We start from the raw sequence: 16,662 nt of genomic DNA, 5'->3' as shown, positions 1-16,662 counted from the left end.
CAGATGCGAGCCCGCAAGAAGCGCAAGCTGAAGAACGAAATCAACGTCGTGCCCTATATCGACGTGATGCTGGTGCTGCTGATCATCTTCATGGTCACCGCGCCGCTGTTGAACCTGGGCGTCGAGATCGAGCTGCCGGAGTCGAATGCGCGCCCGGTCGAAACGCAGAAGGACCCGGTGGTCGTCGAAGTCAGCGAGGACGGGCGCTATTTCCTGACCCTGCAGGGCGCCACCGCCGAAGAGATCGATGCCGAAGGCCTGGTCGCCAAGGTCGGGGCCTTTGTGCGCCAGAACCCCGAGGTGCAGGTGATGGTGGCCGGCGACCGCCGCACCGACTACGGCACCGTCTATCAAGGCATGGTGCTGCTGCAGGAGGCCGGCGTGAGCAAGGTCGGCCTGATGAGCAAGCCCTCGGCTGACTGACCCCTTGGACCCGCGCACTTCCATGGAAACCCAGCAGGACAAGCTGATCTCGCTGACGCTGGCCGCTGGTCTGCATCTGGCGCTGTTCGCGCTGCTGTTTGTCGGCGCGCTGTGGCACACGCCGGCGGAGTCGCCTTCCGTGCGCGGCGAACCGATCATGGCGACCTTGGTGATGGGCGGCGCGCAGCCGACCACCAGCACCCCGCGAAGGCCCGCACCACAGGCTGAGCGGGTGACCGCACCCGCGCCGCAGCCGACGCCTACGCCGAGCCCGCAGACCGCAGAGGCGCCGCCGCAGCCGACCCCGCAGGCGCCGGTCGAGCAGCCGGATACCGAGGATCAGGAGCGCGCTGCGCGGAATGCGCAGTCCGCGCTGGAGCAGGCCGCAGAAGAGCAGCGCGAGAAGCAACGTCAGGAGCAGATCCTGCTGGAGCAGCAGGCCGAACAGGAAGCCCAGCGCCTGCAGCGCCTGCGCGAGCAGCAGGACCGCGAGCGCGAGGCTGAACTTGACAAGATCCGCCAGCAGCGCGAAGCCGCTGACCGCCAGCTGCAGATCGAGCGCGAGAAACTCCAGCAGCTCGATGATCTGCGCAACGCGCAGACAAGGCCCGGCAACAGCGAGCAGACCCAGCAGGCGACCCAGAACGTCAATGAGGTGGGCAATCGCGGTACTGATGAGAGTCTGCTCGGGCGCTATCAGATCGCGATACAGCAGGTGGTGCAGCGAAACTGGCTGCGTCCCGACACCGCCCAGCCAGGCATCCGCTGCACCATCGACATCGTGCAGATCCCGGGCGGGGAGGTGATCAGCGCCAGCGTGGCCTCGCCGTGCAACGCCGATGAGCTGACCCGTCGCTCGATTGAAGCGGCGGTCATGAAGGCGCAGCCGCTGCCCTACGACGGATTCCAGAGCGTATTCCAGCGGCAGATCCGCTTCACCTTCCGCCACGACGGCCAGTAGCGGGTTTTCAATGCCGCCCCGCGCCTACCAACTGTGTTTGCGTTCAGCTTGGCGGCCACGCGTGGTGTAATGTTCGCGCCTCACGCGCTCATGACTTCCGCCGCACCCTTGCGGCGACTGCAGTTGCGCGCCGCCCGCTCACAGGCTTGCCCATGCCCCTGTCGAAAATCCGTTTTCTCGCCCTGATCCTTTTGCTCGCTACCACCCTCGGTTTGCGCGATGCGGTGGCCCAGAACAGTCGGCTTGAAATCGATATCGTCGATGGCAACGCCTCCGCCCTGCCGATCGCCATCGTCCCATTCGAGTACCTCGGCGCCGGCAGCCTGCCCGACACCGACATGGCCGCGATCATCCGCGGCAACTTGAACCGCTCCGGTTCGTTCCGCGCGCTGGCCGAACGCGATGTGGTTGAGAAGCCGATTCGTTCGGCGGACGTCAACTACGCGACCTGGCGACTGCTGAGGCAGGATTTCCTGGTGGTCGGTCGCCTGCTCGATGGCGGCGACGGCGGCTATCGGGTCGAATTCGAACTGATGGATGTCGCCAAGCAGGAGCCGATGCTGCGCCTGGCGCTGACCGGCCGCTCCGGCAGCCTGCGCGACCTTGCACACCAGGTGTCGGATCAGATCTACGAACGCATCATGGGCACCCGCGGCGCGTTCTGGACCCGCATCGCCTACGTGACCGCCACCGGCCTCGGCCGCGAGATGCAGTACACCCTGATCGTTGCCGATGCCGACGGCTTCAACCCGCAGGCGGTGGTGCGCTCGCGTGAGCCGCTGCTGTCGCCGGCCTGGGCGCCGGACGGCCGTCGTCTGGCCTATGTCAGCTTCGAGCGCGGCAATTCTTCGATCTACATCCAGGACATCGGCAGCGGCGCACGCGAGCTGGTCGCCAGCCACCGCGGCATCAATGGCGCGCCCAGTTTCTCACCCGATGGCAACAAACTCGCACTGACCCTGTCGCGCTCCGGCAACCCGGAAATCTACGTGATGGACCTGGGCAGCAAGCAGCTCAGCCAGCTCACCCGCCACTGGGGCATCGACACCGAGCCGGTGTGGGCGCCGGACGGCAATTCGATCTTCTTTACCTCCGACCGCGCCGGCAAGCCGCAGATTTACGAAGTGCCGGCCACCGGAGGCGACGCCCGCCGCATCAGTTTCCTCGGCGATTACAACGCCCGCCCGACTGTCTGCTGCGAGGGCAAGAAGATCGCTATGGCGCAGGGCCAAGGAAATGTTTATCGTATCGCGGTTTTGGACCGCAGCATTGGCGGCCCCGGCCAGCAGAATCTGGTCTCGGTCGGCAACCTGGACGAGTCGCCGAGTTTCGCCCCGAATGGAAGCATGTTGCTTTACGCCGCCCGCGAGGGTCGACGCGGAGTGCTGTACTCCGTGTCAGCCGATGCGCGCGTTCGGCAGCGGCTGGTTTTAGCTGATGGTGACGTCCGGGAGCCCGCCTGGTCGCCGTATCGGCAGCGCTGACCCGAAAGGGTCGAGTGTGTTTCACCTGAGGGCACCTGCTTGTGGGTGCCCGCCCGCGCGACAGGATGTCGTGCGGATCAGCCCGGTCATCGCAAGATGGCAAGGCGGCGGGGCAGGCCTACCGGCGCGTTGCGTCGGGAACGTCATGCAGTCGAGGCCAAGCGCTGGAAAGCGTGTGCTTCGGAGTTCCTGCTTAGAGGATGGGCTCATTCGCTTCACCCATAAAGACTGCATCCGATCGCAACCCCCAAGGACCTAGCTTCCCATGAACACGATGACCCGCCTGCTGATCGCCGCTGCCACCATGGCTGCCCTCGCCGCCTGCGCCAAGAAAGAAGTCATTCAGCCGACCGCTGACCCCGTCACCCCGCCGACGACCGCCCAGACCGACACGACCACCGACGGCAAGTTCGGCCCGGACGATCTGGACCGTGACCCCTGCCTGGTCAAGCGCGTTGTTTACTTCGATTTCGACATGACCGAGATCAAGCCGGAATTCGCCTCGATCCTGGCCTGCCACGCCAAGTACCTGAGCGACCGTCCGTCGGCCCGCATCACCCTGGAAGGTCACGCTGACGAGCGCGGTTCGCGCGAGTACAACCTGGGCCTGGGCGAGCGTCGCGGCAATGCCGTGAACGGCGCCGTGCTGTCGAACGGTGGTTCGGCCAGCCAGCTGACCGTGGTCAGCTACGGCGAAGAGCGTCCGGTGGCTGCCGGTTCCGACGATGCGTCGTGGTCGCAGAACCGCCGCGTCGAGATCGTGTACACCGCTCGCTGATGCGCACTCGCAGCCTAATTGCAGGCTGTCTGGCAGCGGTGACCCTCGCGGTCGCCGCTGCTTCGCCTGTGTCCGCCCAAGGCTCGCGTCTAAGCCTGGCGGACCGGGTGGCGCGGCTGGAACAACAGCAGGCCGGTGGCGACAGCGCCCAGGCCAACATCCAGTTGCTCAACCAGATCAGCGAGCTGCAGGCCGAAATCGCCAGCCTGCGCGGCATGATCGAGCAACAGGCTTTCGAGATCGAGGGATTGTCCAAGCGCAATCGCGACCAGTACATCGATCTGGACAGCCGAATCAACCGTATTGAAGGGGGCGCCTCCAGCGGCGGACCCGCATCCGCAGCCCCTCCCCCACCCGCGGCCACCTCGGCCGATGGTTTCAGCGCTGAGCCCCTGCCCGAACTGCAGCCCGCCCAAGCACCGAGCGGCGACACCGCGACACCCGTGGCCGAATTCGAAGAACCCGATGTGCGCGCGCCGGTTGAAGGCCTGGTCGGGACCGCAGCCCTGGGCGGCAGCGACAGGTCTGCAGCGGTGATCGAGAACGTCCCCGGCAACCCGGAAGACGAGCGCCGCAGCTATGACGCCGCGTTTGACGAGCTGAAGGAAGGTCGCTACGCCGAGGCCGCGCGTCGCTTCCAGAGCTTTCTGCAGCAGTACCCCAGCGGTGAGTACGCGCCGAATGCGCAGTACTGGCTGGGCGAGTCCTACTACGTGACCCAGAACTACGGCATCGCACTCGACGCCTTCCAGCGGCTGCTGCGCGAGTTCCCGGACAGCATCAAATCGCCCGACGCCCTGCTGAAACTTGGCTACTGCCAGTACGAGCTGCGGCAGTGGGACGAGGCCGAAGCCACCCTCAACCGGGTGACCCAGCAATACCCCGACACCACGGTCGCTCGTCTGGCCCAGGGCCGGCTGCGGGCGATGCGGCTGGAAGACCGGAGCTGAGAAGCCGGGAATTGGGAATCGGGAATGGAGAATCGGTGAGTCGGTCTTAGGGCTGACGTACTGGGCGCGGAGTTGACCTTCCCGGTTCACCGGCCTCTGAGATCACCTTGTCGCGGCCCTTAATGTGTTGACTCTCAGTTTCGAGCCACTCAACGAACAGGTTCTGTTCGGTGTGGGCGCCTCGGTCGCTCCACCCTAGGTGCACCGCTTTGACGAATCCCGAATCCCCAATCCCGAATCCCGTTGCCAACGGCGATCGCCTGCGCCTCACCGAGATCTTCCTGTCTCTGCAGGGCGAGTCGCGCAGCGTCGGCTGGCCGACCGTGTTTGTGCGTTTGACCGGTTGCCCTCTGCGCTGCGGTTACTGCGATACCGCCTACGCCTTCCACGGCGGCGACTGGTGGTCGATCGATGCGATCCTCGCTGAGGTCGCTCGCCACGGCGCCCGCCACGTCTGTGTGACCGGCGGCGAGCCGCTGGCCCAGAAGCGCTGCATCGCCCTGCTGGAGCAGCTGTGCAACGCCGGCTACTCGGTCTCGCTTGAGACTTCCGGCGCGCTGGATGTATCCGCCGTGGATGCCCGCGTACATCGGGTCATCGATCTGAAGACCCCAGGTTCAGGCGAGCTTGCCCGCAACCGCTGGGAGAACCTCGCCCTGCTGACCCCGCAGGACCAGATCAAGTTTGTGATCTGCGACCGCGCCGATTTCGAATGGGCCATCGCCTGCGTGCGCGAACACGTCCTGCACGATCGCTGCGAAGTGCTGGTCTCGCCCAGCTTCGGCCAGGTTCAACCTGGGGATCTGGCCGAATGGCTGCTGGCCGAGCGCCTGCCGATCCGCTTCCAGATGCAGCTGCACAAGCAGCTGTGGGGCGAGGCGCAGGGGCGCTGAGCGCCCCTGCGCCGAGAATCGAGAGTCGGGAATGGGGAATCGCTAGAGGCACGCCCCGAGTGTCGGCACTTGGCCGGATCCCCGTCTCCGGTTTGACCCGCGGGCTCACCGCCCTACGATTCCCGACTACCCTTTCCCAATTGCCGACAGGAGCAACCCGTCCAATGAATCCAGCGAAGGCAGTCGTGCTCCTGTCAGGCGGCATGGACTCCGCCACCGTGCTGGCCATCGCCCGCGCCGAGGGGTTCGAGACCTATGCGCTCAGCGTCGCCTACGGCCAACGTCACACCTCGGAGCTGATCGCTGCGGCACGTGTCGCGCGCGATCTCGGCGCGAAGGTGCACAAGACAGTGACCATTGACTTGCGCAGCATCGGCGGCTCCGCGCTTACCGCCGACATCGATGTGCCCGAGCACGGCGGTGAGGGGATTCCGATCACCTATGTGCCAGCGCGCAACACCATCATGCTGTCGGTCGCGCTGGGCTGGGCGGAAGTGCTGGGCGCACAGGAGATCTTCTGTGGTGTCAACGCGGTCGACTACTCCGGCTATCCCGACTGCCGCCCCGCCTTTATCGAGGCGTTCGAACGGCTGGGCAACCTGGCCACGAAGGCGGCTGTCGAGGGCAACCGCCTGCGTGTGCGTGCGCCGCTGATCGACCTGAGCAAGGCCGACATCGTGCGTCGCGGCATCGAGCTCGGCGTTGACTTCGGCAGCACCGTGTCCTGCTATCAGGCCGATGCAGACGGTCGCGCCTGTGGACACTGCGACGCGTGCCGGCTGCGTACCGCGGGCTTCGTCGCGGCCGGAGTGCCCGACCCCACGAACTATGTGGGCTGAACACTCACTGGCGCTGCACACATCGCAGCTTGTGCAAGCCCGGCGCACTGACTAAACTGCGCGCCCCCGCAGCTCTGCGGGCACCGATCAACGAACCTCCATGGTTCCAGCCGGCAGCATCCACGCATCGCCGGAATTCAAATCCGGGTCGTTAGCTCAGCGGTAGAGCTGCGGACTTTTAATCCGTAGGTCGATGGTTCGAATCCATCACGACCCACCATCCTTCTGCACCGGAAAACGCGCCCATCGCGAGCTCGCAGTCGCCGCTGCGTTGAGTGGGCACCCGAGCTTGGACGCGCTATCCATCCACAGGTTGGCACCCCGCTCATGCGGGCACGCCGCGCAGCGCTGCAACCTACAGAATCGGACGCTCGCATCAGCGAGCCGCCGACGATGCACAGGCGTGCATCATCGGCGGCGGGGATGCTCTGGCCGAAGCCAATGGCTTCGGCCCAGCTTCAGGGCCGGCGCGCGTCCAGCACGGCATTCCACTGGCTGATCCGCTCGGCCTGCGCGGCCAGCAGAGCCGTGGCATCGCCCTCGATGGTGATGCTGTTCAGCGCATCGCCGCCGGCGATCGCATCGACAACCTTCTGATCGTCGGCGCTGACCACCGCACCGAACACGGTGTGCTTGCCGTCGAGCCAGCCGCAGGGCACATGGGTGATGAAGAACTGGCTGCCATTGGTGCCGGGGCCGGCATTGGCCATCGACAGGACGCCGCGTTCATGGCGCAGCTCCGGGCTGCATTCATCCTCGAAGCGATAGCCGGGGCCACCGGTGCCGGTGCCGAGTGGGCAGCCGCCCTGGATCATGAAGTCCTTGATCACGCGATGGAAGGACAGGCCGTTGTAGAACCCGCGCTGGGCGAGGTTGACGAAGTTGGCGACGGTCAACGGTGCCTTGTCGGCGCGCAAACGCACGCGGATCAGGCCTTTCGAGGTGTCGAAGTGTGCAGTCAGTTCGGACATGGGGATCTACTCCAGGGGCGAAGCCGGCAAGGATACGGCAAACCCCGCAAGCCGAACTGGCTTGCGGGCGCAAGCCCGGTATAATGCCGCGCTGCGTCAACTCCGGGTGATGTGATCCGGGGCCCGGGCCAAGCGTCCGGCCCAGCCCTTGCCCGACCTGCGGCGTGCTTCATCGACGAAGCCATCCGTCCATCGTCTTCCGACCCACCCCGCGAACCGCCGACTGCGCGGATCGCTTCGAGCCGTGCCCTCATGATCCAGAATCTGCGCAACATCGCCATCGTCGCCCACGTCGACCACGGCAAGACCACCCTCGTCGACCAGCTGCTGAAGCAGTCGGGCACGTTCAGCGAACGCACGGTGACCACCGAGCGGATGATGGACAGCAACGACCTCGAGAAGGAGCGTGGCATCACCATCCTCTCGAAGAACACCGCGATCCGCTGGAAGTCGCCGCAGGGCGAAGAATTCCGCATCAACATCGTCGACACCCCGGGCCATGCCGACTTCGGCGGTGAGGTCGAGCGCGTGCTGTCGATGGTCGACTCGGTGCTGATCTTGGTCGACGCGATGGACGGCCCGATGCCGCAGACCCGCTTCGTCACCCAGAAGGCGTTCGCGATGGGCTTCAAGCCGATCGTGGTGATCAACAAGGTCGATCGCCCCGGCGCGCGTCCGGACTGGGTGCTGAACCAGACCTTCGATCTGTTCGATCGCCTCGGCGCGACCGACGAACAGCTGGATTTCCCGGTGGTCTACGCCTCGGGCCTGAACGGTTACGCCGGCCTGACCGACGACGTTCGCGGCGGCGACATGATCCCGCTGTTCGAAGCGATCATCAAACACGTGGCGCCGCCGCCGGTGAACATCGACGGCCCGTTCCAGATGCGCGTCACCAGCCTCGACTACAACAGCTACGTCGGCATCATCGGCGTCGGCCGCATCCAGCGTGGCAAAGTCCGCACCAACATGCAGGTCACCGTGGTCGACCGCGAGGGCAAGAACCGCAACGCCAAGGTGCTGCAGGTACTGGGCTTCCACGGCTTGGAGCGGCACGAAGTCAAAGAAGCGCAGGCCGGCGATATCATCGCCATCTCCGGTATCGAGGGTCTCGGCATTTCCGAGACCGTCTGCGAGCTGGGCAGCCCCGAGCAGCTTGAGGTGCTCACCGTCGATGAACCGACGATCAGCATGACCTTCCAGGTCAATGACTCGCCGTTCGCCGGTGTCAAAGAACGCTCCGGCGGCAAGTTCCTGACCAGCCGTCAGCTGCGCGACCGCCTGATCCGTGAGACCCAGCACAACGTTGCACTGAAGGTCGAAGACACCGAGGACGCCGACAAATTCAAGGTGTCCGGCCGCGGCGAGCTGCACCTGTCGATCCTGATCGAAACCATGCGTCGCGAGGGCTACGAGCTGGCTGTGTCGCGCCCGGAAGTGATCATCCGCGAGATCGACGGCCAGATGATGGAGCCGATCGAAAGCCTGGTGGTCGACCTCGAAGAGCAGTACCAGGGTGGCGTGATGGCGCGCCTCGGTGAGCGTCGCGCCCTGCTGCAGAACATGGAGCCCGACGGCAAGGGCCGCGTGCGTCTTGATTTCATGATCCCGGCGCGTGGCCTGATCGGCTTCCAGACCGAGTTCCGCACGATCACGGCCGGCACCGGCCTGCTGTTCCACGTGTTCGATCACTATGGTCCGAAGGGCGAAGGCTCGATCGGTCAGCGCCAGAACGGTGTGCTGATCTCCAACGGCACTGGCCCCTCGCCGGCCTACGCGCAGATCGCCATGCAGGAGCGCGGCCGTCTGTTCCTGGATCCGGGCGAGGAGATCTACGAAGGCCAGATCGTCGGCATCCATTCGAAGGATAACGACCTCACCGTCAATGCCCTGCGCGGCAAACAGCTGACCAACTTCCGCGCCTCCGGTAAGGATCACGACGAAGGCCTGATCCCGCCGATCAAACTGTCGCTGGAGCAGGCGCTGGAATTCATCGACGACGACGAACTGGTCGAGATCACTCCGGTGCAGATCCGTCTGCGCAAGAAGCACCGCACCGAGAATGACCGCAAGCAGGCTTCACGCCGCGGCTGAGTTTCCCGCTCAAGAGCGGGCTACACCGCATCCTTCGCCCGCGCGGCGAAGGATGCGGCGACCCGCTTGTTGTCCAAGCTGTGCGTGCTCAGGTGCAAGGCCCGCAGTAAGTGCCGCGCTCACTTCCGGCAAACCGCTCCCCCCAATATCGGCTCCGCAGCAGCCGACAGCTCAGGAGCCGAACGCGCAGCGCCAACCCGCCCGATCAGTGGGCGCGAACACTGCACGGCCTACTCGGGCTCGGTCACCTCGAACCCCAGCGCACGCAGCTCGGCGACGACACCCTTGCTGGGGTCGATCAGCACGCTGATCGGCAGCACCGCGACGCTGGAGCGATGCTCTTCCAGCGCCTTCTGCGCCGTCTCCAACCACGCATCGCGGACGCGCTCGGGCAAGTTGTCGAAGCCCTGTTCCTTGCTGACAGCGGCCTGCAGGAAGGCCTCGCGGCAGGCTTCGTTCTGATCGCTCAAGGGCAGCGCGCGCAGGCTCTCGACGTCGCCGACCGCCCAAGCGTCGGCACGCTCGCGCATCAGGGCGATGTCGCTTTCCAACCGCTCGATGGTCAGGCGGAAGCACGCCATGTCGTCCAGCCGGTTCTCGGCGAAGCTGCGAATCGCCCCGCGCGGGTCCTCGATTCGCAGGGTGACCGCGGGTTCTTCGATCGGCAGGCGCAGCCTGCGCGCCGCCTTGCGCACCGCCTTCCAGACCGGGCCGGAGCCGGTCATGCGCGCGTCCTCGATGGCCTCGGAGTAGAGCTCGAGTGCCGCGATCATCGGCCGCCAGGTGTCGGTCTTTCGTTTGCGCGGAAAGTAGCGCTGCTTCAGCACCTGCCACTGCGCATACAGCTCGGGCCCGACCGACTCTTCCAGGCTGGGACCTTCCGGATCGCGCCGGGCCTTGAACAAGCTGGGCAGCAGGAACAGCCCGCGGATTGCGCCGACGCCTTCAAACTTCACGGACGGCGGCGCTATCAACAGCTGCGATTCGGCAAGTCGCTCGACCAGTTCTTCAGATTCCCATTCGAAGCGCCGCGGCAGCGGTGACTGGGTGCCGAGAATCCACAGCACCTTGTCATCCTTGCGGACCTGCCACAGGCCAGGCCCGGTGATCTTCGCGATCACCTCGACGGTATCAAGCTGGCGGACCGTTTCATCCGTTTGCGGCGAGGGCGTCGGAACAGCGGGCTCGGCTGCGCGTGCAACCATGGCGAGCAGCAGGATGGGGAGGCCCGTCAGCAGACGTGAGAACTTGAAGCAAGGGAGCATGCGATCTCGCCAGGATGGAAGCAGTCGACGAGCTTAGGCATCGCATGCGATGGCTGCGTTAGCGCGGCGCTAACTTGCGCTCCGCGTTGGCTCCGGTTCAGCCGCCAGGTTTCGCTGCGGTCTTCAGGCGCGTCTTGCGCCGGAGCTCTCGAAAACGCGCTCAGCAACTTGCTATCGCGGGCGTCGAGTACAACGCCAAGGCGAGTCGGAATCCGCGATCGAGATCACTGCCGCCATCCGTCCGCTACGGCCCTCGCGGCGATGCGAAAAGAACGCGAGCGGCTCGCTCAACGTGCAGCGCTCACCGCCGAAGACACGATCAACGCCGACCGCAGCAAGACGCTGGCGCGCCAAGGCATACAGATCGCACAGCCAATGGCCGGGTCGAGTCGCGATGAAGGCATTGGCCGCAGCGTGATCGACATCGACAAAAGCCTGCCGCACCTCGGTGCCGACCTCGTAGGCGCGTGGACCCGCAGCCGGGCCCAGCCAGGCGAGGAGTTGGGAGACAGGGGTTCGCAGCGCGGCCACCGTGTTCTCAAGCACGCCGCTGCACAGTCCACGCCAACCGGCATGCGCCGCACCGACCTCGCTGCCGTCCTCAGCGCAGAACAACACCGGCAGGCAGTCGGCGGTCAGCACCGCCAACACCACGCCCGGTGTCGACGTAACCGCTGCATCTGCTTCGATCTCCGTGACGGCGGGCGCATCGAAGCGCCAGACCCGGGTGCCATGTACCTGCCGCAGCCAGCAGGGCGAACTCGGCAGCGCGCCGACCCAGCCCAGCGCGGCGCGATTGGCGGCCACCGCGGCGGGCTCATCGCCGCAGTGCGCGCCCAGATTGAAGTCGTCAAAGGGCGGGTGCGAGATCCCGACCGACAGCCCGCGCCGCAGGGTGCTGAACGCGCGCACATTCGGCGGCGCGGGCCAGTCCGGGTCCAACCGCACCGATGCGCGCGCCTGCGCATCGAGCGCGCGCTGCAACGGCAGGCCGATCTGAGGATCGATCATGGCCAGCCCTGCTTCAAGTCGCGTAGGCAGCACATCTCAGCGCGCCGCGGCGAGATCGTCCGCCAAGGCCTGGATGAGCGCTTCGAAATCGGCCGGCCGCGGTGCCAGCACTTCGACCGGTTCGCCAGTCCGCGGATGCGCGAAGGCGATGCGCTCGGCGTGCAGGGCCTGCCGACGAAAGCCGCGCAGCACTTCGATGAACTCCGGGCTGGCCGCCTTCGGCAGCTTCAAGCCGCCGCTGTAAAGCGGGTCGCCGAGCAGCGGATACCGCACATAGGCCATGTGCACGCGGATCTGATGGGTGCGCCCGGTCTCCAGGTTGACCTGCAGCAAGGAGTGCGCGCGGTAGCGCTGGCGCACCCGATAGTGGGTCACCGCAGGCTTGCCGCTTTCCACCACCGCGCGCCGCAGCCGATCCACCGGATGCCGATCCAGCGCGGCATTGACCGTGCCGCCGGCCACCAGCACGCCGTAGGCAACACATTCGTACTGGCGCTGGATCGCACGTGCCGCCAGCTGTTCGACCAAGCTGTTGTGCGCCTGCGGCGTACGCGCCACCACCAGCGCGCCGCTGGTGTCCTTGTCCAGCCGATGGATGATGCCGGCCCGCGGCAGCGCTGCCAGCTCGGAATCGAAATGCAGCAGCGCATTGACCAGGGTCCCGGCCGGATTGCCAGCGCCCGGATGAACCACCAGGCCGGCCGGCTTGTTGACCACCAGCACGTCTGCGTCGACATACAGCAGATCGAGCTCGATGGCTTCAGGCGCTGACCGCTCGACCGTCTCCAGCCGGATCCGCAGCTGCACGTGCTCACCGCCGTTGACGGCATCCTTGGGTCGGCCGGGCTTGCCGTCGATCAGGGCATCGCCCGATTTGATCCAGTTGGCAAGCCGCGAGCGCGAAAACTCGGGCAGCGCTTCGGCCAGCGCCTGGTCGAAGCGCAGGCCGGCAGACTGGACCGGCAGCTGCAGCTCGCGGATTTCGCAGCCGGGCTCGGCAGCGGGTGTTCCTGATTGGTTCATCGGTTCCGCGCTTTAGTGATCGCCCCACGCCGACCCCGAACTTGCAGATCGGGGCCGTCGCCAGAAGCGGGCTGCTATGATGCCCGACTGACCCTCTCCTCGAACAGGAACGCGCTCCGCAATGATTCGGCATTCCGGACTGTCCCGTCTGATCCTCCTGTGTCTCGCCTTGCTCATGCTTTCGGCCTGCGGCCGTTTCGGCAAGGACGACCCCCTTGAAACTCTTCCCGTCGATCAGCTCTACGCTGAGGGCAAGCAGGCGCTTGAGAACGGCAATCAGGCGCGCGCGCAGCGACACTTCAAGCGCCTGATCGCACGCTTCCCGTTCGGCCCCTACACCGAACAGGCGCAGATCGAGTTGGCCTACTCGATGTATCGCTCGAACCAGCCCGAGGAGGCCACCTCGGCGGTAGGCCGCTTCATCCGCACCTACCCCACCCACGAGCACATCGAGTACGCCTATTACCTGCGCGGGCTGATCAACTTCGATCGCGAGAAGGGCTTCCTGTCGCGTATCGGCGGCCTCGACATGACTCGCCGGGACCAGGGCGCGCCCCGCCAGGCATTCGACGACTTCGCCGAACTCATCCAGCGCTACCCGAACAGCCGCTACGCGGCAGACGGCCGCCAGCGCATGATCTATCTGCGCAACCAGCTGGCCCGCTACGAGATCAACGTGGCCACGTACTACCTGAAGCGTCGCGCCTACGTCGGTGCGATCAACCGCGCCGAGTACATCCTGGAGAACTTCCCGCAGTCGGAATTCTCAGGTGATGCGGTCGCCGTGATGGCCGAAAGTTATCGTCAGCTCGGCCAGACCACGCTCGAAGCCGACGCCCGCCGCGTGTTGCAGCTGAACCACCCGAACCACGCCTACTTCAGCGGCGGCTTCCCGCGTGAACAGTCGAAGTGGAAGCAGCTGATTCCGTTCATGGGCGAGACGCGCGGCTGAGATCGCCGCGACGTCCGGTTGAACCTGGAGGCCGCGCTTGCGCGGCCTTCTTCTTTTCGTCTTCCGCTAGCAGCGTGTCGAAAGCTCCCTTCCTTGGCGTTTCTGGAGTCGGCAGTACGGCGCAGGCCGCTACCGCTTCACGACACGCCAAGCGCCTAGGCGCTTGCTTCGTCGCCCCCGTCCGCCGCAGCCCGGCCTCGCGGGCCGGGCTGCTCTTCGCCCTTCAGCCGCACACGCTGCCGCGCACCACGGGAATCTCGGCTGCGCCGTGCGTGCCCTGGAAGCCGAACTCCATCGTCTGACCTGGCTCAATGGTGGCGTTCCAGCTCAGGTTCGAGGCCGAGTAGGGGTTGCTGCCGCTGAAGTTGGCGTTCCAAGCCCCGCTCAGACGGGTGGTGCCCGCATAGCTCCAGCTCACCGACCAGCCGGAAATGGCGCGCGTGCTGCGATTGGTGATGCGGATCGCGCCAGTGAACCCGGCCCCCCAGTTGTTGGTGATCACGTAGCTGCAGCTTGCCGCCGGCGCCGAGCTGCTGGAGGAGCTGCTGCTGGAAGAGCTGCTGCTGGAAGAGCTGCTGGAGGAGGAGCTGCTGCTCGACGAGCTGCTGCTGGAGGACAGGCTGCTCGACGAACTGCTGCTGGCGCTGCTGCTGGACGCGCTGCTGCTCGATCCCGAGCCCGGGCCCGCGTTCGGATTCACACCCACGAAACTCAGAGCCGGCGCGGGCGGCTGCGTCATCCCGTCGCCCAGAAAGAAGCTCGGATGCGGCGGCTGGTTGTAGCCCACGTTCTGCCAGGCGATGGCCACGCGGTACTGCAGGTCATGCATCAGGGTGCGCAGGCGGTGGCCGGTGGGAGCGGTGGTCGAGAACACCAGCAGCTGGGTGTTGTTCGAGTGCCGCCAGATCACCTCCTCGCGCCAGTCGCCGAACAGGTCAGCCGACAGTCCCGGTGTGGCCTTGGTGCTGTTGTTCGACGCCGCCCCGCTGTCCTGCGCACTGAGCAGTCGCGCGCTGCGGCTGCTGCTGTGGTCCCACTTGTCGATCATGGTGTTGTTGAGCTGCTCGCGCAGCAGGTCGCCGTCCCACCACACCGCGAAGTTGGTGGAGGCCGGCTTGGTCGCGCTGATGGCCAGCCCGGTCGGCGAGTTGATGCCGCCCACGCTGGCCCAGCTCTCGGCGCCAGGATGGCGCGGGTCGATATCCATGATCACCCCGCGGCCGATGTCGCCACCGCCCTGGAAGCCCCACAGGATCTGGCCGGTGCGGGCGTCATGCATCTGCACGCCGTTGTTGCCGTAGCTCGCCGGCGACTCGTGGATCATGAACACTTCAAGGCCCGGCCGACCCGGCTGGAAGTCGCCGACATGCAGCGCATCGCCGTGGCCCAGGCGGGTCGAGTACATCAGGCTGCCGTTGTCGTTGAGCGTGGCCGCGCCGTAGACGATCTCATCGCGCCCGTCCTGGTCGACATCGGCAATGCTCAGGCTGTGCGCGCCCTGGCCTGCCGCAGCCCCGTTGCCGCTGGCATTGCTGTCGAAGGTCCAGCGACGGCTCAGGCTGCCGCCGCGCCAGTCCCAGGCGGCAACGACGGCGCGGGTGTAGTAGCCGCGAGCCATGATCAGGCTGGGGCGGGCACCGTCCAGATACGCCACGCCGGCGAGAAAGCGATCGACGCGGTTGCCGTAGCTGTCGCCCCAGCTGCTGACCGTGCCGCGCGCGGGCACATAGTCCACCGTGCTCAGCGCCGCGCCGGTCTGGCCGTTGAAGACGGTCAGATACTCGGGGCCCGTCAGCACGTAGCCGCCGCTGTTGCGGTAGTCGGCGTTGGCGTTGCTGCCGCCCAGCACCGTACCCACGCCATCGCGAGTGCCCGGTGCGGTTTTCATCGCCACTTCGGCCTTACCGTCGCCGTCCAGGTCGTAGACGATGAACTGCGTGTAGTGCGCGCCAGCGCGGATGTTCCTGCCGAGATCAATCCGCCACAGCCGCGTTCCGTTCATCCGATAGGCGTCAACGAAGACGTTGCCGGTGTAGCCGGACTGCGAGTTGTCCTTGGCATTGGAGGGGTCCCACTTGACCACCACCTCGTACTGCCCGTCGCCATCGAGATCGCCCACGCTGAGATCGTTGGGCGAGTAGGTGTAGGCCTCCCCGCTGGGCGTCGTTCCGGCCGCCGGGCGGCTCAGATTGATCGTCCAGTAGGGGTTGGACCAGGTCGGCTTGGCCGGGTTGGCCGCGCGCTCGACGCCGTTCACCACCGGTCGAACCGTGTAGGCCGCGCTGGTGCTGCCGGCGGCGTCGAAGAAGCTGGTACTGGCCGTGATCGGCGAGCCGTTCAGGCGGGTGCCGTTGCGGTAGACGTTGAAGCCGATCGCGCTGGGATCGTCGCCGAGCAAACGCCAGCTGACGAAGATGCCGTTACCAGAAGGCAGGGCGACCACACCGCGGTCCAGGTATTCAGCCTGGCGTGCGGCCAGAGCAGGCGCGGTCAGCGTGCAGGCCAGCAGGCCGGTGCTAATGGCGAGGCGCAGGGCGACAGTGAGCGTATGTGGAAGCATGGCGGACAGTTCTCCGGAATTCGTTAGACGATCGATGAAGTTCAGGCGCCGGACGCAGCGGCGCAGCAAGGGCCCGGGGGCGCCGCCCGATCGATGCGACACAGGCCGACGCCGCGCAGGTCGGAGGACCCACGCGCAGCCAGCCTCGACATCTCGGAATGCGCAGCCCCCTGCGCGAGGCAGGCCGCGACACACGCCCGCTCTCCCCGCCGCCATGCTGCACGCAGAAACATTTGGTCACATCACCGTTCATGCCCCCGACCCGGCCGCTCGACGCCCGGACCCGAGATCCCTCACGTTCGCCGACGTTCGCCAATAGCCACCGGTGTCATATGTCGATGTCTATCGGGATCATCGGAACTCTCGATGCGCGCCGACCGCGCCCCGTCGGTCGGCGCCTCGGCGGCGGCGGATCTCCCGGATGGACACGGCGCGCGGCTGGGGCTCAGCGCCTAAAG

General features: G+C 66.2%; 14 protein-coding genes and 1 tRNA gene. 10 read left to right on the top strand and 5 right to left on the bottom strand.

Annotated features, from left to right (window positions below):
* Positions 1 to 3: 3 nt before the first annotated feature.
* From tolR to ACIQ7H_RS03945, 8 genes are all read left to right on the top strand, one after another.
* On the top strand, positions 4 to 423 hold the full coding sequence (tolR, locus tag ACIQ7H_RS03980) for a protein TolR (RefSeq protein ID WP_395788620.1): 420 nt from the start codon (positions 4 to 6) through the stop codon (positions 421 to 423).
* A 22-nt stretch (positions 424 to 445) separates the two neighbouring features.
* Complete coding sequence (locus ACIQ7H_RS03975; RefSeq protein ID WP_395788618.1) at positions 446 to 1,384, top strand: cell envelope integrity protein TolA; 939 nt, start codon at positions 446 to 448, stop codon at positions 1,382 to 1,384.
* 152 nt (positions 1,385 to 1,536) lie between these two features.
* Positions 1,537 to 2,868 carry a Tol-Pal system beta propeller repeat protein TolB gene (tolB, locus tag ACIQ7H_RS03970; RefSeq protein WP_395788617.1) on the top strand — a complete coding sequence of 444 codons (1,332 nt, stop codon included), beginning with the start codon at positions 1,537 to 1,539 and terminating at the stop codon, positions 2,866 to 2,868.
* Between the two features lie 265 nt (positions 2,869 to 3,133).
* Positions 3,134 to 3,646, top strand: coding sequence for a peptidoglycan-associated lipoprotein Pal (pal, locus tag ACIQ7H_RS03965; RefSeq protein ID WP_395788616.1), 513 nt, complete (start codon positions 3,134 to 3,136; stop codon positions 3,644 to 3,646).
* A complete protein-coding gene (gene ybgF / locus ACIQ7H_RS03960) occupies positions 3,646 to 4,596 on the top strand; it encodes a tol-pal system protein YbgF (protein ID WP_395788614.1) in 951 nt (316 codons plus the stop codon). Before pal ends, ybgF begins: the two co-directional genes overlap by 1 nt.
* 209 nt (positions 4,597 to 4,805) lie before the next feature.
* Positions 4,806 to 5,489: a 7-carboxy-7-deazaguanine synthase QueE gene (queE, locus tag ACIQ7H_RS03955; RefSeq protein ID WP_395788612.1), complete on the top strand. Its 684-nt coding sequence runs from the start codon at positions 4,806 to 4,808 to the stop codon at positions 5,487 to 5,489.
* Positions 5,490 to 5,653: 164 nt separating this feature from the next.
* Positions 5,654 to 6,328, top strand: a complete 675-nt coding sequence (gene queC / locus ACIQ7H_RS03950) for a 7-cyano-7-deazaguanine synthase QueC (RefSeq protein WP_395788610.1) — start codon at positions 5,654 to 5,656, stop codon at positions 6,326 to 6,328.
* A 145-nt stretch (positions 6,329 to 6,473) separates the two neighbouring features.
* Positions 6,474 to 6,548 (top strand) — tRNA-Lys (locus ACIQ7H_RS03945).
* Between the two features lie 238 nt (positions 6,549 to 6,786).
* On the opposite strand, the gene ACIQ7H_RS03940 is transcribed toward ACIQ7H_RS03945, so the two are convergent.
* Complete coding sequence (locus tag ACIQ7H_RS03940; RefSeq protein WP_395788608.1) at positions 6,787 to 7,299, bottom strand: peptidylprolyl isomerase; 513 nt, start codon at positions 7,297 to 7,299, stop codon at positions 6,787 to 6,789.
* A 252-nt stretch (positions 7,300 to 7,551) separates the two neighbouring features.
* On the opposite strand from ACIQ7H_RS03940, the gene typA reads away from it, so the two are divergent.
* The gene (gene typA / locus ACIQ7H_RS03935; protein WP_395788606.1) at positions 7,552 to 9,393 is read left to right on the top strand and encodes a translational GTPase TypA; all 1,842 of its coding nucleotides are present in this window, start codon (positions 7,552 to 7,554) and stop codon (positions 9,391 to 9,393) included.
* Between the two features lie 230 nt (positions 9,394 to 9,623).
* Here the strand turns inward: typA and ACIQ7H_RS03930 are convergent, their stop codons facing one another.
* From ACIQ7H_RS03930 to rluD, 3 genes are all read right to left on the bottom strand, one after another.
* Positions 9,624 to 10,658 carry a TraB/GumN family protein gene (locus tag ACIQ7H_RS03930; RefSeq protein ID WP_395788604.1) on the bottom strand — a complete coding sequence of 345 codons (1,035 nt, stop codon included), beginning with the start codon at positions 10,656 to 10,658 and terminating at the stop codon, positions 9,624 to 9,626.
* Positions 10,659 to 10,829: 171 nt separating this feature from the next.
* Entirely contained in the window at positions 10,830 to 11,669 is an 840-nt protein-coding gene (gene pgeF / locus ACIQ7H_RS03925; RefSeq protein ID WP_395788602.1) for a peptidoglycan editing factor PgeF, read from the bottom strand.
* A 36-nt stretch (positions 11,670 to 11,705) separates the two neighbouring features.
* Positions 11,706 to 12,692: a 23S rRNA pseudouridine(1911/1915/1917) synthase RluD gene (gene rluD / locus ACIQ7H_RS03920; protein ID WP_395788600.1), complete on the bottom strand. Its 987-nt coding sequence runs from the start codon at positions 12,690 to 12,692 to the stop codon at positions 11,706 to 11,708.
* A gap of 121 nt (positions 12,693 to 12,813) precedes the next feature.
* Between rluD and ACIQ7H_RS03915 the strand changes: the two genes are divergently transcribed.
* Positions 12,814 to 13,644, top strand: coding sequence for an outer membrane protein assembly factor BamD (locus ACIQ7H_RS03915; protein WP_395788598.1), 831 nt, complete (start codon positions 12,814 to 12,816; stop codon positions 13,642 to 13,644).
* A gap of 223 nt (positions 13,645 to 13,867) precedes the next feature.
* Here ACIQ7H_RS03915 and ACIQ7H_RS03910 read toward each other — a convergent pair whose 3' ends face one another.
* Positions 13,868 to 16,204 (bottom strand): cellulose binding domain-containing protein, encoded by a 2,337-nt coding sequence (locus tag ACIQ7H_RS03910; RefSeq protein WP_395788596.1) that lies wholly within the window; start codon positions 16,202 to 16,204, stop codon positions 13,868 to 13,870.
* Between the last annotated feature and the right edge of the window lie 458 nt (positions 16,205 to 16,662).

Source organism: Aquimonas sp. (assembly GCF_044377145.1).
In the GTDB taxonomy this organism is placed as follows: Bacteria; Pseudomonadota; Gammaproteobacteria; order Xanthomonadales; family Xanthomonadaceae; genus Aquimonas.
The sequence above is the reverse complement of the archived record's forward strand: the minus strand, read 5'-3'. Positions and strand labels throughout refer to the sequence as shown.